We start from the raw sequence: 15,087 nt of genomic DNA, 5'->3' as shown, positions 1-15,087 counted from the left end.
AAGACGCAGCGCGGGAATCTCTAGTAGCCCGCCGCCGAGAAATTCAGGAAACGAGTACTGGAGCCCTGGAAAGTCAGGCGCACGGTGCCGATGGGGCCGTTACGCTGCTTGCCGATGATGATCTCGGCCGAACCCTTGTCCGGCGAATCCGGGTTGTAGACTTCGTCGCGGTAGATGAACAGGATCACATCCGCGTCCTGTTCGATGGCGCCCGATTCGCGCAGGTCGCTCATTACCGGCCGCTTGTTGGGCCGCTGCTCCAGACTGCGGTTGAGCTGCGACAGCGCGATCAAAGGACAGTTCAGCTCCTTGGCCAAACCCTTGAGCGAACGGCTGATCTCCGAGATCTCGGTCGCGCGGTTCTCACTGCTGCCGCTACTGCCCGACATGAGCTGGATATAGTCGATGATGATCAGACCCAGCTGCCCGCACTCGCGATGCAGCCGACGCGCACGGCTGCGCACGTCCATGGCGGTGAGCGCCGGCGTCTCGTCGATGAAGACCAGAGCGTCCTGCATCTTGGACACCGCATGTGTCACGCGCGGCCAGTCTTCGTTGGTAAGCTTGCCTGTGCGCATGCGGTGCTGGTCCAGCATGCCCACCGAACCGAGCATGCGCATGGCCAGTTGCACGGCGCCCATTTCCATGGAGAACACCGCTACCGGTAACCCTTGCTCGATCGCCACATGCTCGCCGATATTCATCGAAAACGAGGTCTTGCCCATGGAGGGACGGCCCGCCACGATGACCAGGTCGCCCGGCTGCAGCCCTGACGTCATCTTGTCCAGGTCGGAAAAGCCCGTAGGCACGCCAGTGACGTCGGAATCGCCCTCGCGATGGTAGAGCTCGTCGATGCGCTCGACCACTTGCGACAAAAGAGGCTGGATCTGCTGGAAGCCCGCAAGGCCGCGCTGCCCCTCCTGGGATATCTGCAGCACCTTGGCCTCGGCCTCGTCAAGCAACTGCTTGGCTTCCCTGCCCTGCGGATTGAGCGCATTGGCCGAGATCTCGTCGGCAATCGATATCAGGCGGCGCAGCGTGGCCCGCTCGCTGACAATCTCGGCGTAGCGGCGGATATTGGCTGCCGACGGCGTGTTGTGCGCCAAGGCATTGATGTAGGCCAGGCCGCCGACCTCTTCGGACTTGCCCGCGCTGGCCAGCGACTCATGCACCGTGATGACGTCGGCCGGTCGGGACAGCTCGATGAGGCGGGCGATGTGGTGCCAGATCAGCCGATGATCGTGGCGATAGAAGTCCTCTTCGCGCAGCGTATCGCTGACGCGTTCCCAGGCCGCGTTGTCCAGCAGCAGACCGCCCAGGACGGACTGCTCCGCCTCGATGGAATGCGGCGGGACACGCAGGTATTCAAGCTGGGGATCGGCAGGCGTATTCATGCGGCAATAGTACCTTTGATACTGCAAAAGCAAACCGGCCGGGCGTTTCCACCCGGCCGGTTCGTACCAGTCTGGCCGTTGCCGGGCTTGCGCCCGGCTGCGGTCTTAGGCCATGTCGCCTTCGACCAGCACCGACACGTCGACCAGCACATCGGCGTGCAGAGCAACCTGGACCGGATATTCGCCCACAGCCTTGATCTGGCCATTGGGCATACGTACCTGACCCTTGGCCACACCGGCAAAGCCGGCCTTGATCAGACCTTCAGCGATGTCGGCGTTGGTGACCGAGCCGAACAGGCGGCCGTCGACGCCGGCTTTTTGCACGACCTTGAGCTGGTAGCCAGCCAGGCGCTCGCCCAGGGTTTGGGCGCCAGCCAGCTTCTCGGACTGAACCTTTTCCAGTTCGACGCGGCGGGCTTCGAATTCCTTCATGGCGGCGTCGGTCGCACGACGGGCCATTTTCTGGGGAATCAGGAAATTGCGGGCATAGCCGTCGCGCACGCGCACGACTTCGCCCAGATTACCCAGGTTGACGACTTTTTCGAGCAGGATGACTTGCATGTTCATTTCCCCCGATTAGTTGTGGTTATCGGTGTAGGGCAGCAGGGCCAGGAAACGGGCACGCTTGATGGCCGAATCCAGTTGGCGCTGATAGATCGCCCGGGTGCCCGTCAGGCGGGCGGGAATGATCTTGCCGTTTTCCTGGACGAAGTCGCGCAGAGTGTCCAGGTCTTTGTAGTCGATTTCTTCAACGCCGGCGGCGGTGAAGCGGCAGAACTTACGGCGCTTGAACAGCGGGTTCTGCTGAGTGAATTTACGCTTTTCTTTCTTCTTTCCAAAAGCCATGATGTGCCTCTTGAATCTGATCTGTCTGTAGTGAGTCGAGCTTGCGATTGCGTCCGAACCAGCCTCTGGCGATCAGGCCACCAGTGGATCCCTGCCGCCGCCAGTCCGCCCCGCCCGCTGCATATGCAGTTTGAGTTTCACCGAACCTTTGCGCACCGGGGCCAGAAAGCCTTCTATGTGCAGTTCGGCACCCAGGGGGGTGTCGGCCAACAGCATGGCCAGATCACCCAGCGCCACCGCGTCCACCGTAAATGCAAGCTTGCGGGCTTGCCCGGCCTCGATGACTTCCGATTCGTGTTCCAGCAGCATTTCAATTGCCGGGATGCCGGCGGGGGTGTGTCGCAGGGGCTCGCGCTCTAGAACGCGCGCTACCAGCTCAACCTTGTTCATGCTGCGGACCGACTCGGGGTTGTCCGGCTTGTCGAATCTCGCTTCGCTATCCTGTTTAAGCCTGTTCCGCGGTCTGAACGACGGTTTCCGCGGCAGCCTTGCGGGCCTCTTCACGCTCGACCGACTTCATCATGATCGAGGGCGCGGTAACAGCCTTCTTGGTCTTGATAACCAGGTGGCGCAGGACGGCGTCGTTGTAGCGGAACGAGTGCTCGAGTTCGTCCAGCGTGGCTTGGCCACACTCGATGTTCAGGCAAACGTAATGAGCCTTGACCAGCTTCTGGATCGGGTAGGCCAGCTGACGGCGGCCCCAGTCCTCAAAGCGGTGAACCGAACCGCCTTGACCGGTAACCAGGGATTGGTAGCGCTCGACCATGGCGGGCACTTGCTCGCTTTGGTCCGGGTGCACGATAAACACCACTTCGTAGTGGCGCAGGGTTTGCGTCATGAGGTAACTCCTATGGATGTCTCGCAGACCCGACCTCAAATGAGCCTGGTTTGACCCGGACTCAAGGCCTGCAAGGGGCAGCCCGCCGCCCAGATTTCGGGGTAGTCGAGCAAGAAAGCTTTCCATTCTCTCCTGATTGAGCAAAATTTGCAAGTCAAATCAGGTTCTTACGTCTTACAGGGACGCCTGGGCAGCATCCCATAGCACACCATGGCCGTACCGGACCCACTACCAGCGCGTCACAACGGCCGCTTCTTGAGCTGGACCCGCATGGTCTCCACGGCACGGGGCGTACGGGCCAGCTCGAACTCCGATCGCCCTTGGGACCGGAGTTCGTCCCCATAATCCGACAGCTTAAACGCAAAGCCCTGCACATCGAAGCGATGGTTGCGCCAGCCTATCTGTTCGCACCCGTCGCTGTAGTAAAGCCATGAGCGTTCATTGAATGCGCGCACATGACTGGGGTTGTCCCAGGCACCCAGCGAAAGATCGTAGGCCACCTCGATCTCGAGCATGCCGCCGTCCTCGAGCAGATCGAGACAGGTCTGCATGCATTGCGTCAGGTTCCTGACCTGCTCGAAAACGCGCTCCGCCAAAATGTATTCGAACCCCTCCCTGGGCAGCTTGACTTTGCCGAAGCGCCAGCTATCTATGAGGCGCTCATGATCCAGTGGCAGGTTCAAGTCCAAGACCACGTCCGCGCCGCACGTACCCTCTATATCTAGATTGAGAAAATCGAATTTCCAGTTCTTGCCCGAACCGAGATTCAGCTTTCTCGGTATGGGCAGATCGGGCTTGATGCTCTGATAGCCGAAGTTTGCCCGCGACAGGTAGTTTTCGACGGCACGGCGCAGTGGAGTCAGCCAGTCGCGGCCGCGAATAGCGTGGTAGCCCGCCTGCTCCAGGTTCTCCCGACGCGCGACGTCGGCGCACAACGCGGCGCACAGGGCTGGAATGTCCTCCAACGGCGCGGCAGCCAGCCCTTGGAGCACATCGTCATGGGCATAGGTATCTCCGCGGATCTCGGACACCACAGCCTTGCTATTGGCGAGGAGAAAACTGATCCGCACCTCTTCCAGAATGTGAACCTGCTCGTAAAACGACAGATTCAGCACCACCTTCGCCCGGCTTATGTATTGGTCGCGCTGCGCCAGACTCCATTCGTCGTAGCGCCTGGGATACGCCACCGTCAGCCCCATGAGCTCCAGCTTCTTGAGCACCTCGATCCGACGTTGCGACAGCGCACCATAGAACACGACGTCTATGTCCTGCCCGCCCCGGGGCAAACGCTCCCAAAGTGGGCAATACCCAACCGGCACATGTTGCAAGTCGGCGATGCCGTATTGGGGCAATTGTTCGAGATTGCGGGGGCTGTAGTCCCAAACCGGAAATTCCCGTAGCAGCGCAAAGGCGTTCGCCGTAATGGCGACAGGAAGCGACGTGCCGACTTGCTCGAGATTGATGTTGATTGCGTGCTTCAAGCCAGATCGGCGGTATTCGTTCAGTGGCACACCGAACCCGGCGAACAAGAGATTGACACGATCGGGCGACACCGCGCCTTGCGCCAGACTGGCTTCATAACCGAGTTCGCGCAGCGCCCACTGGTACGCCTGACCCATGTCCTCGAGCCATTTCCCGACGAGACAGATATGAAATCCGATTTGATTGCTCATGCACTCATCTCATCATGATTAAAAGCTTTCGCGCTACGACACCGGCTTGCCGGCCGTGGAGATTTTTTCTTTAACAGCGGCCTGGCGACAAAACAAAGGCGCACCCGAAGGTGCGCCTAATTTGCTTGTCGGCTAGTCAGGTGTCAACCCTCGACGACAGCATAGGCCGAGTGATTGTGGATCGATTCGAAATTCTCGGCCTCGACGCGGAAACGCCTGACGCCCGGGTTGGCCTGCATGCGGGCAGCGACGTCGCGAACCAGGTCTTCGACGAACTTGGGGTTGTCGTAGGCGCGTTCGGTGACGAATTTCTCGTCGGGGCGCTTGAGCAATCCCCAGAGTTCGCAGGAACCCTGGCTTTCGATCTCGCGGATGATCTCGTCCATGGAGACATGGCCGTCGAGCACGGCCGAGACGGTGACATGCGAGCGCTGATTGTGGGCGCCGTATTCGGAGATGGCCTTGGAACAGGGACACAGACTGGTGACAGGCACCTGCACCACGAGTTCGAACTCGACACCGGTCGGGGTCGCGCGGGCGATCCACTGGACTTCATAATCGAGCAGGCTCTGCACGCCGGAGACCGGGGCGGACTTGTTGATGAAATACGGGAAGGCTGCCGTGATGTCGCCGCGTTCGGCGTGCAGCAAGACCAGCATTTCCTGAGCCATATCGGTAAACAGGGCCGGCGTCATGGAGGTGGCGCGGAATTTTTCCAGCAGGGCCACGAAGCGGGACATGTGGGTGCCCTTCTCTTCGGCGGGCAGCGCCACGGTGAGGGTCCAGTTGGCCACGGTAGGCTGCGCCGTACCGTCTGACGCCTGCACCAGCATGGGATGGCGCACGCCGCGGATGCCCACGCGCTGGATGGGAATATGCCGGGTGTCGGCCGTGCTTTGCACGTCCGGCATCACAATGGCGCGATCGAAGGGAATATTCATGTCGATATCGAAGGGCGAACGCAAAGGCAGGCCGCCTAGATCAGTCTCGGAAAGACATATTATCCTTTAATCCGAGTAATTTTTTCGGGAAAACCCTCCTGTCCGTAGGACGGATTGTTCCGCCCGCCTAGAGCAGGTCCGCAAAGCGAGCGCGGATAGAAGCCTCGATGCCGGCGGCATCCAGCCCCAGTTGCGCCAGAAGCGCGGCCTGATCGCCATGATCAATGAAGAGATCGGCCAGGCCCAGTTGCAGGAGCGGTTTGACGATGCCGGCCTGGCTCAGGGTTTCGGCCACCGCGCTGCCCGCCCCGCCCATGACGGCGGCCTCTTCCAGCGTGACCAGGGCATCGTGGCGAGCGGCCAGATCGAGCACCAGTTCGGTATCGATGGGTTTGACAAAGCGCATGTCGGCTACGGTGGCGTCGAGATTTTCCGCAGCGTTCACGGCGGATGGCACCAACGTGCCAAAACCCAGGATGGCAATGCGCTTGCCCTCGCGGCGCACCACGCCGCGTCCAAGCGGCACGCCTTCGAGGCCGGCGCTCACCGGCGCGCCAACGCCCGCGCCGCGCGGATAGCGCACCGAGGCCGGGCCGGGATGGTGGTAGCAAGTGGAGAGCAGCAGGCGCGCCTCGTTCTCGTCCGAGGGCGTGGCCACCACCATATTGGGAATACAGCGCAAGAAGGCGATGTCGTAATTGCCGGCATGCGTGGCGCCGTCGGCGCCCACGAGACCGGCGCGATCCAGCGCGAAGGTGACATCCAGGTTCTGCAAGGCCACGTCATGAATCAACTGGTCGTAGCCGCGCTGCAGGAAAGTCGAGTAAATGGCGACTACCGGTTTCTGCCCTTCGCAGGCCAGGCCGGCGGCAAAGGTGACGGCATGCTGCTCGGCGATGCCTACATCGAAATAGCGCTTGGGGCACTGTTTCTCGAACTCGACCAGTCCGCTACCCTCGCGCATGGCGGGCGTGATGCCATACAGGCGCGCATCGGCCTGACCCATGTCACACAGCCACTGGCCGAAGACCTGGGTGAAAGTCTGTTTAGCCGGGCCCTTGGACTTCTGGATGCCCACGCTAGGATCGAATTTTCCGGGGCCGTGATAGAGCACCGGATCGGCCTCTGCCAGCTTGTAGCCTTGCCCCTTCTTGGTCACCACGTGCAGAAACTGCAGCCCCTGCAGCTCCTTGAGGTTCTGCAAGGTGGGGACGAGCGCCTCCAGATCGTGGCCATCGATCGGGCCGACGTAATTAAAGCCGAATTCCTCGAACAGCGTGGCGGGCGTGATCATGCCCTTGGCATGCTCTTCGAAACGGCGCGCCAGCTCGAGCACCGGCGGCACGTGCGACAGCACGGCCTTGCCCACGTTGCGCGCGGCCGCGTAGAAGCGGCCTGACATGAGCCGCGCGAGGTAGCGGTTGAGCGCACCCACCGGCGGCGAGATCGACATGTCGTTGTCGTTCAGGATGACCAGCAGATTCACGTCGGGCGTGACGCCGGCGTTGTTCATGGCCTCGAAGACCATGCCGGCCGTCATGGCGCCATCACCGATTACGGCGATGTGCTGGCGCTGCACGCCGGCGTTGCGCGACGCCACGGCCATGCCCAGCGCAGCGGAGATCGATGTCGATGAATGCGCGGTACCGAAGGCGTCGTATTCGGACTCGCTGCGCTTGGGGAAACCCGAAATGCCGCCTTGCTGGCGCAGTCCGGCCATGGCGGCGCGGCGGCCGGTGAGAATTTTGTGCGGATAGGACTGATGGCCAACGTCCCACACGATGCGGTCGTGCGGCGTGTCAAACACATAGTGCAGGGCGATTGTGAGTTCGACGGTGCCCAGGTTGGACGAAAGGTGGCCGCCGGTGCGCGATACCGAGTCCAGTACGAACTGGCGCAGCTCGGTGGCCACGCGGCGCAGATCGCGGCGATCCAGGCGGCGCAGATCGGCGGGCGCGTTGATGCGATCCAAAAATTCAGTGCTCATACTGCGTTCAACGATCTCGGAAAACGATGAAATCGGCCAGCTGCGCCAGGCGCTCCGCGCCCTCGCCCAGCGGCACGATGGCCTCGTGCGCCGCCTCGCCCAACTGGCGAGCATATGAGCGGGCCTCGTCCAGGCCCAGTAGCGACACGTAAGTGGGTTTGTTGTCGGCGGCGTCCTTGCCCGGCGTCTTGCCCAGGCTGGCCATGTCCGCGGTCACATCGAGAATATCGTCAACGACCTGGAAGGCCAGACCGATGGATCGCCCGTAGGCATCCAGCGCCTGGCGCGTTGCGGAACTGGCACCCGCCACAATGCCGCCCAGCGTGACGCTGGCGGCCAGCATGGCGCCGGTCTTCATGCTGTGCATGGTCTGCAATTGGTCGCGCGTGAGGCTGCGCCCCACGCTGCCCAGGTCTATGGCCTGTCCGCCCGCCATGCCCAGACTGCCCGAGGCATGCGCCAGGATGGTGACAGCCTGCGCCGCCAATGCCGGAGCGGTGGGCATGCCGGCCAACAACTCGAAGGCCAACGGCTGCATGGCATCGCCCGCAAGCATGGCGGTCGCTTCGTCGAACTGCACGTGCACTGTGGGCCGGCCGCGGCGCAGCGTGTCATCGTCCATGCAGGGCAGATCGTCATGTACCAACGAATACGCGTGAATCAGTTCAATGGCGGCCGCGGCGCGGTCCAGCGAGGCCTCAGTGGCCGGCGTGCCGTTGCAGGAAGCGTGCCCAGCCGCGTACACCAGCGCCGCGCGCACCCGCTTGCCGCCGCCCAGCACTGCGTAGCGCATGGCTTCATGCAGCCGCTGCGGCGCCTGGCCCGCGGTGGGCAGCAGTTCTTCAAGTACACGATCGATATGCGCGGCACGGTCGCGCAGCCAGTCCGGAAACGACGGGCCGGCCTTGGATGCAGTCAAGGCAGTCACTCCTTATTCATCTCCCAAGGCCGAAGAATCGAGCGGCCGCAGCAGATCGCCCTCCAGCACTTTGACCTGCTGCTCGGCCTGGGCAAGCCTTTCCTGGCAGACGCGCGTGAGTTCGACGCCCCGGCGATAGGCCGCAAGCGATTGTTCGAGCGGCATAGAACCGCTTTCCATGGCGGCAACCAAGGCTTCAAGCTCGGCCAGGGCCGTTTCGAAATCCTGCGGCAAGGGGCCGGGTTGGGCGGCTGCGTCGGCTTGCTTAGGGGCCAAGCGAGTCTCCGATCAAATGGGGAACGGTAAACCTCGAATTGTAAGGGAAAGAGGAAAAAGCTCCCTATGCCGTGCCTTTTGGCCATGCCCCCGACGGAAATTTGTTCGCTCTAAAGGGAAACCCAATGCGGAGAGCGAAGACCCGGCACAGCCCGATGATCTTGAGGTACACTTGCGCCCCTTACCGCCGGAAACGCGTGCGCCGTGTCCCGTTCCGGCTTTTTTGGTCTTTAGCGGAGCAAACCCTCATGACCGACATTGGTCGGATGGCACACGTAGTGCCGGCTCGCAGTACGCTTGCCGTCGACGCCTACTTCGACGAAGCGCTTTTCGCCCGCGAGCAAGAACGCATTTTCAAGCAGTCTTCCCTGTATGTCGGCCACGAAAAGCTCGTGCCCGAGATCGGTGATTGGCGCGCCCTCGTCCAGGAAAGCAACGGCCGCGCACTAGTGCGCAACGCGGCAGGCCCGGGCGGCGTGGAGTTGATCTCCAATGTGTGCCGCCACCGTCAGGCGCTGATGCTCGGCGGCGCCACCGGCGATGTGGCGGGCAACGTCAACACGCGCGGTAATCTGTCAGGCACGGGCGGCAATATCGTCTGCCCGCTGCATCGCTGGACTTACAACAAGCGCGGCGAGCTCCTGGGCGCGCCGCAGTTCGACTCGACGCCCTGCCTGAATCTCGAACGCTTTCGGCTGCGCGACTGCCATGGCCTGCTCTTCGAGGGTCCGCGCGACCCGGCCGCGGACATGGCCTCGCTCTTCGCCCGGCCCGAGTTCGAGTTCGGCGACTACGTGCTGGACCATGTCGAAGTCCACCAGTGCAACTACAACTGGAAGACTTTCATCGAGGTCTACCTCGAGGACTACCATGTTGGCCCTTTCCATCCAGGCCTGGGGCGCTTTGTCACCTGTGACGACCTGAGCTGGGAGTTCGGCGACCGGTTCAGCGCCCAGCGCGTGGGGGTCCACAAGCAACTGGAGCAGCCCGGCTCCGAGGTCTACCGCATCTGGCACGACAAAGTACTGGAGTTCCGCAACGGTCAGGCGCCGGATTTCGGCGCAGTTTGGGTGACATATTTCCCCACGCACATGATCGAGCTTTATCCGCACGTGCTGGTACTGTCGACGCTTTATCCGAAGAGTCCGCAGGAGACGGTTAACGTGGTGGAGTTCTACTACCCCGAAGAGATCGTCGCCTTCGAGCGAGAGTTCGTCCAGGCGCAGCGCGCAGCGTATATGGAGACCGCGATCGAGGACGATGAGATTGCCGAACGCATGGATGCGGGACGCAAGGCCTTGATGAAGCGCGGGGTCAGCGAGTCTGGCCCCTATCAGTCGCCCATGGAAGACGGGATGCAGCACTTCCATGAGTGGTATCGGACGATGATGGACCCGGCGGGCACTTGACTGAGCTTCCCAGTTGCCTCACCTGAGTTCTTAAAGCGCCGAGGCTGCCTTGCACAATTCCGATGCTCGCTGCTCGCGCGGTTGGGCATCGGATTGCTCTGGGGTCCTCGGCTTGTAGCGGCCTGATGCGGTGTTTTTGCGGGCCCCTTTTAAACGGCTACCCGCTAAGTGGCTGTTTTAGCCTTTGGCGACGGGGCGTGCCGGATCCGAACACCACTCGCTCCACGAACCGGGGTATAGGCGCGAGCCTGCCAGGCCTGCGATCTCCATGGCCAGCAGATTATGGCTGGCAGTGATGCCCGAACCGCACTGGTGCACGACTTCCTGAGGCGTGCGGCCACCGAGCAAGGCCTCGAATTCGGCGCGCAACTGCTCGGGCGGCTTGAAGCGGCCGTCGGCATCGACATTCTGGGTGTTGGGCCGATTGAGCGCGCCGGGGATATGCCCGGCCACCGGATCCATGGGTTCGACCTCGCCGCGGTAGCGGTTGGCCGCACGGGCGTCGACAACGACGAAGACTTGCTCGTCGATGTTGGCGAGCACGCCGGCGGCATCGACGCTGTCTGCCAGGCAGGCTGCGGGCTGGACACCGGGCAGCGGCGCCAGGGACTGCGCCGGCCCTCCCTGCACGGCCTGGCCGTCAGCCGCCCAGGCCGGCCAACCGCCGTCAAGGACGGCCACTTTTTCATGGCCGATCCAGCGCAGCATCCACCATAGATGGGCGGCATATTGCCCGCCGCTGGCATCGTAGGCCACGACCAGGGTATCGGGCGCAACGCCGTGCGCGGCCATCAGGCCCGCCAGGTGTTCGGGTGCAGGCAAAGGATGACGGCCGTTCTTGCCGGTGCGCGGGGCGCTGAGTTCGGTTTCGTGGTCGAGGAAGCGGGCTGCGGGAATGTGGCCTTCGCCGTAGGCGCGCCGTCCCGCGCAATGATCCATCAGATCGTGACGCAGATCGAAGACCCGCAATTTTCCCTGACTCGCTTGGCCGGCAGCCAGGCGGGCGGCTAGATCGGAAACGGTAATCAGCGTGGTCGTCATGGATGGTTTCTCCCTGATTTGCCGCGCTCGGCACGGCATGGCTTTGCATTCTTGATGCACGAATAGGCGATATGGCTATCTTAGGCCGGCGCGGCCTGTCGTGCCGTACTCCAGGCCGAGATCAGGCCGGCCAGGATGATCAGGCCACTGCCCGTCCAGGCCAGCACGTCGGGCGCGTCGTCCCAGAACAAAATCCCCAGCGCCATAGCGAAAATGATCGTGGAATATTGCAAGGCGGCGGTCAGCAGCGGCGCGCCCTTGCCGAAAGCCCGGGTCTGCGCCAATTGCACCAGTAGCCCAATGGCTCCTACGCCGAACAGCAGACTGACGTAGGCCACCCAGTCGGGGTGGCCCCAGCCTTCCAGCAGAATACCCACGATGCTGCTCAGGCAAACCGCGATCGAAAAGAACAGCACCGTGCGCCATTCCGGCTCGCCCACGCAGCCGAGCGCTCGCAGCTGCAGCATAGCCACGGCAGTGGCCATGCCGGCGACCAGTCCGAGCAAGGCGGGTTGCCACTGGTCAGGCGTGACGCTGGGGTGCAGCACCACGACCACGCCCAGGAAACCCAGCGCCACGGCAGCGATGCGCACCGGATCGCGCCGCGCGCCGCCCCAACCCAGCATCCAGCAGCCGATGAAAAGCGGCGAGGTGTAGGTCAGACTGGCGGACGTGGCCAGCGGGAGGTGCTCGACGCTGTAGAACCCCAGCCACATCGAACTCAGGCCGGCCACATTGCGCCATACATGCAGGCGCCAAGTCGGCGTGACAATGGGTTGACGCTTGGCCCGCGCCCAGAAAAGCAGCAGCAGAACCGACGGCAGGCCGCGGAAAACGATGATCGCGGCCAGAGATGCCCCGTGTTCGGAGGCAAGCTTCACGCATGAACCCATGACCGCATACATGGCGCTTGCCAGCAACATCCAGAGAGCCTGCATGGGAGCGACGGAAAGATCGAAACGCATTGAAGGATATAGAAACTATACTCGTGGATTTATATTCAGTTTATGGTAAGAATATGATCTTGCAATCGAACCCACGATGGAATCGTACCCGCACATGAAACGCGTCTTTCTCTTTATCCTTACCAACCTCGGCGTGCTGCTGGTACTGTCGGCCACGCTGCGCATCCTCGGCATCGACCGCTTTCTGTCGGCGCAGGGACTGAACCTGCCGATGCTGCTGGCCTTTTCGGCCGTGGTTGGCTTTGCCGGCGCGCTGATTTCGCTCCTGATGAGCAAACCCATGGCCAAGTGGAGCACCGGCGCGCAGGTCATCGACCCGAATGCCCCGCGCGGCCAGACCGAGGCGTGGCTGGTCGGCACCGTACATCAACTGGCCGATCGTGCCGGCATCGGCCGGCCCGAGGTGGCCATCTATGAGGGCGCGCCCAACGCCTTTGCCACGGGCGCTTTCAAGAACAAAGCGCTGGTGGCGGTATCGACCGGACTGCTCGAAAACATGAACGAGGAAGAAGTCACCGCCGTGCTGGGGCACGAGATCGCGCACGTGGCCAACGGCGACATGGTCACGCTCGCGCTGATCCAGGGCGTGGTCAATACTTTCGTGGTGTTCCTGGCCCGCGTGGTGGGCTATGTGGTGGACCGCACCGTGCTGCGCAACGAACGCAGCGAAAACAACGGCGGCACCGGTATCGGCTACTTCGTCACCGTTATGGTCTGCGAGATCGTGTTCGGCCTGGTCGCCTCGATCATCGTGGCCTGGTTTTCGCGCCAGCGCGAATTCCGCGCCGACGCCGGCTCGGCGCAGTTGCTCGGATCGAGCCAGCCCATGATCCGCGCTCTGTCGCGCCTGGGCGGGCTGCAGGCGGGTGAACTGCCCAAATCATTCGAGTCCTCCGGCATCGCCGGCTCGAATGGCCTGATCGCCCTCTTTGCCTCGCATCCGTCCATCGAGACGCGCATCGCCGCCCTTCAAGGAAAGACGGCCTGATGATAATCTTGCCCGATATCGCGGGATGCGCGCGCATCCCGCCCACATGCCGTCATCATAAGAAACGGGCACATGAATCGGGCACACAAGGTAGCGGGGCTGGCCTTCCTCGTCGCAGCGGCAATATCGCTGCTCATCATCCAGGCCCTGTGGCGACCGTTCGAGTTCCATCACGCGCCTGAAAAACCCCAGGTCTACGATGTCCACATCGACATCGACCGGCCCGACGCCATCATCGACAGCGCGGCCCTGTCGCGCCTGCCGCGAGACATCATCCAGGTGCCCCTGCTGCAATCCCTGCTGACCCAGGACTTCGTCGACTACTACGAAACGCACCCCACGCGACTGTCGGCCGAAGGCGCCTTGCGTCGCCTCGCCTTCGAGCACAATCTGGATTGGCGCGATAGCATCATCCGGCAGATATTCGACGAGCCCGCGCGCGTGCTGCTGTGGCGTTCGCCTGACCGGCGGCTCGGCCGCTGGATGATCTCGATGCGGCGCAACGGCATCGCCAAGCTGGCGCAGGCGATAGGCAACGTCGCCGCGTCGGACTCACAGCTGTCTCGCATCGCCAGGCTGCCCGACGGCACGGCTGTCTACGCCATCCACCTGGCCACCGATCACACGCTGATCTACGCGGCCAAGGGCGACCGGCTAGTCATCATGTCCGAGCCCGGCATGCTGCTGGACAATGCCAACGAGCCGATCCGCGCACGCGTCAAGACCGTGATGCGCATGCTGGACGGCGACGCGGACCAAGCCCTGCGCAGCTACGGCCTGGATCATGTGCCGCCCGTGGGCAACGGCCACAGGCTGGTCGTTTCGGTCAATTATCTTTCCTTCGGCTACCAGGCTTTCTTTACCGGCATCGACGCCCTGCGCTTCGATTTCGCGCCGGCGGCCAACGGTGGCCAGAGCACGTGGAGCACCTGGGCGTTGATCGCGCCCGGCCGCCTGCCGCAGGGCTGGAACAGCGCCGATCTGTGGCATGCCCTGCCCGCCGATCCCGCGGCCTGCGCCAGCCTGCCGGTGGACTGGACCGACGCCACCAAGTTGCTCGCCCAGCTGGGCGCAGCAGGCAAGCAGGCCGCGCCCGTATTGAGCAAGGCCTTTTCCGGCCCGGCCGCCGTCTGCTGGTATGCCAAGTCATCCCTGGTTTCACCGGTATTCGTGGCCCGGCTCTCGCCCGGGGCGCAGCGCGATCCCAAGCAACTGGACGCCCTTCGACAGGCACTGGGAGCGGAACTCTTTGCCCAGGTCATCGGCGCGTACGAAGCCAAGGCCGACAGCCGCGAGGACTACAGCCGCCTGCCGGTGCAGGCCACCCACGACGATGCAGCCGGCGTCTGGTCCTGGATGCGGCCGGTAAGCGCCGTGGCGGGCACGGCCGTCAGTGCCGACGCGCCCTTTGCCAGGCAGCTTTCCACGCCGCGCTACTTCCCGGTCACGCTGGCCTTGACGCCGCGCTATGCGATCTTCTCCCCCGATGCGCGACTGGTGAACGAAACGCTGGCCGTGCTCGGCAAACGCTACCCCGCGCTGGCCGACACCATTGCCCCGGCCCGGCTGGCGGGCACCGTGGCCGTGATCGCGCCGTCCGCGGCGGCGGCCATGGCCGAGCGCGAGATCACCCTCGCCCTGCCTCCCGACCAGGAACCCATCTTCCGCAACGCCGCGCGCACCTACCTTTTTCCCAAGCTGCACGCGTTCGCCCGGTATCCGCCCCTGACCCTGAGCCTGCCCGATGCCCCCCTGCCGTCCAGAGCCGGCTGGGTGAAGGTGGACTGGCATACCGAAAACGGGAAGTGAC

At 63.0% G+C, this 15,087-nt stretch carries 15 protein-coding genes; 3 read left to right on the top strand and 12 right to left on the bottom strand.

Going from position 1 to position 15,087, the window contains the following annotated elements; all coding sequences use genetic code 11:
• Positions 1–20: 20 nt before the first annotated feature.
• The 10 genes from H143_RS0114675 to H143_RS0114630 form a co-directional block, all read right to left on the bottom strand.
• Entirely contained in the window at positions 21–1,394 is a 1,374-nt protein-coding gene (locus H143_RS0114675; protein WP_019939012.1) for a replicative DNA helicase, read from the bottom strand.
• A gap of 105 nt (positions 1,395–1,499) precedes the next feature.
• Positions 1,500–1,955 carry a 50S ribosomal protein L9 gene (gene rplI / locus H143_RS0114670; RefSeq protein ID WP_019939011.1) on the bottom strand — a complete coding sequence of 152 codons (456 nt, stop codon included), beginning with the start codon at positions 1,953–1,955 and terminating at the stop codon, positions 1,500–1,502.
• Between the two features lie 15 nt (positions 1,956–1,970).
• Entirely contained in the window at positions 1,971–2,243 is a 273-nt protein-coding gene (rpsR, locus tag H143_RS0114665; RefSeq protein WP_155803404.1) for a 30S ribosomal protein S18, read from the bottom strand.
• Between the two features lie 69 nt (positions 2,244–2,312).
• Positions 2,313–2,630, bottom strand: a complete 318-nt coding sequence (gene priB, locus H143_RS0114660) for a primosomal replication protein N (RefSeq protein WP_026350084.1) — start codon at positions 2,628–2,630, stop codon at positions 2,313–2,315.
• A gap of 55 nt (positions 2,631–2,685) precedes the next feature.
• The gene (rpsF, locus tag H143_RS0114655) at positions 2,686–3,066 is read right to left on the bottom strand and encodes a 30S ribosomal protein S6 (protein ID WP_026350083.1); all 381 of its coding nucleotides are present in this window, start codon (positions 3,064–3,066) and stop codon (positions 2,686–2,688) included.
• Positions 3,067–3,317: 251 nt separating this feature from the next.
• Positions 3,318–4,751 carry a hypothetical protein gene (locus H143_RS21690; RefSeq protein WP_019939007.1) on the bottom strand — a complete coding sequence of 478 codons (1,434 nt, stop codon included), beginning with the start codon at positions 4,749–4,751 and terminating at the stop codon, positions 3,318–3,320.
• A 143-nt stretch (positions 4,752–4,894) separates the two neighbouring features.
• On the bottom strand, positions 4,895–5,692 hold the full coding sequence (gene folE2, locus H143_RS0114645; protein WP_026350082.1) for a GTP cyclohydrolase FolE2: 798 nt from the start codon (positions 5,690–5,692) through the stop codon (positions 4,895–4,897).
• Between the two features lie 127 nt (positions 5,693–5,819).
• Positions 5,820–7,679, bottom strand: coding sequence for a 1-deoxy-D-xylulose-5-phosphate synthase (gene dxs / locus H143_RS0114640; RefSeq protein WP_019939005.1), 1,860 nt, complete (start codon positions 7,677–7,679; stop codon positions 5,820–5,822).
• A 7-nt stretch (positions 7,680–7,686) separates the two neighbouring features.
• The gene (locus H143_RS0114635; RefSeq protein ID WP_019939004.1) at positions 7,687–8,607 is read right to left on the bottom strand and encodes a polyprenyl synthetase family protein; all 921 of its coding nucleotides are present in this window, start codon (positions 8,605–8,607) and stop codon (positions 7,687–7,689) included.
• A gap of 3 nt (positions 8,608–8,610) precedes the next feature.
• Positions 8,611–8,874 carry an exodeoxyribonuclease VII small subunit gene (locus H143_RS0114630; protein ID WP_019939003.1) on the bottom strand — a complete coding sequence of 88 codons (264 nt, stop codon included), beginning with the start codon at positions 8,872–8,874 and terminating at the stop codon, positions 8,611–8,613.
• A 248-nt stretch (positions 8,875–9,122) separates the two neighbouring features.
• Between H143_RS0114630 and H143_RS0114625 the strand changes: the two genes are divergently transcribed.
• Entirely contained in the window at positions 9,123–10,283 is a 1,161-nt protein-coding gene (locus H143_RS0114625) for an aromatic ring-hydroxylating dioxygenase subunit alpha (RefSeq protein ID WP_019939002.1), read from the top strand.
• Between the two features lie 177 nt (positions 10,284–10,460).
• Here the strand turns inward: H143_RS0114625 and H143_RS0114620 are convergent, their stop codons facing one another.
• Together H143_RS0114620 and H143_RS0114615 are read right to left on the bottom strand one after the other, a co-directional pair.
• Positions 10,461–11,324 (bottom strand): sulfurtransferase, encoded by an 864-nt coding sequence (locus H143_RS0114620; protein WP_019939001.1) that lies wholly within the window; start codon positions 11,322–11,324, stop codon positions 10,461–10,463.
• 80 nt (positions 11,325–11,404) lie between these two features.
• Complete coding sequence (locus H143_RS0114615; protein WP_026350080.1) at positions 11,405–12,262, bottom strand: DMT family transporter; 858 nt, start codon at positions 12,260–12,262, stop codon at positions 11,405–11,407.
• Between the two features lie 121 nt (positions 12,263–12,383).
• Between H143_RS0114615 and htpX the strand changes: the two genes are divergently transcribed.
• Entirely contained in the window at positions 12,384–13,277 is an 894-nt protein-coding gene (gene htpX, locus H143_RS0114610) for a protease HtpX (protein ID WP_019938999.1), read from the top strand.
• Positions 13,278–13,349: 72 nt separating this feature from the next.
• Entirely contained in the window at positions 13,350–15,086 is a 1,737-nt protein-coding gene (locus H143_RS20805; protein ID WP_019938998.1) for a DUF2138 family protein, read from the top strand.
• Position 15,087 lies beyond the last annotated feature (1 nt).

Origin of the sequence: Bordetella sp. FB-8 (assembly GCF_000382185.1) — a bacterium.
Taxonomy (GTDB): domain Bacteria; phylum Pseudomonadota; class Gammaproteobacteria; order Burkholderiales; family Burkholderiaceae_B; genus Bordetella.
Note: the sequence above shows the minus strand (reverse complement) of the source record. Positions and strands in the feature narration are given on the sequence as shown.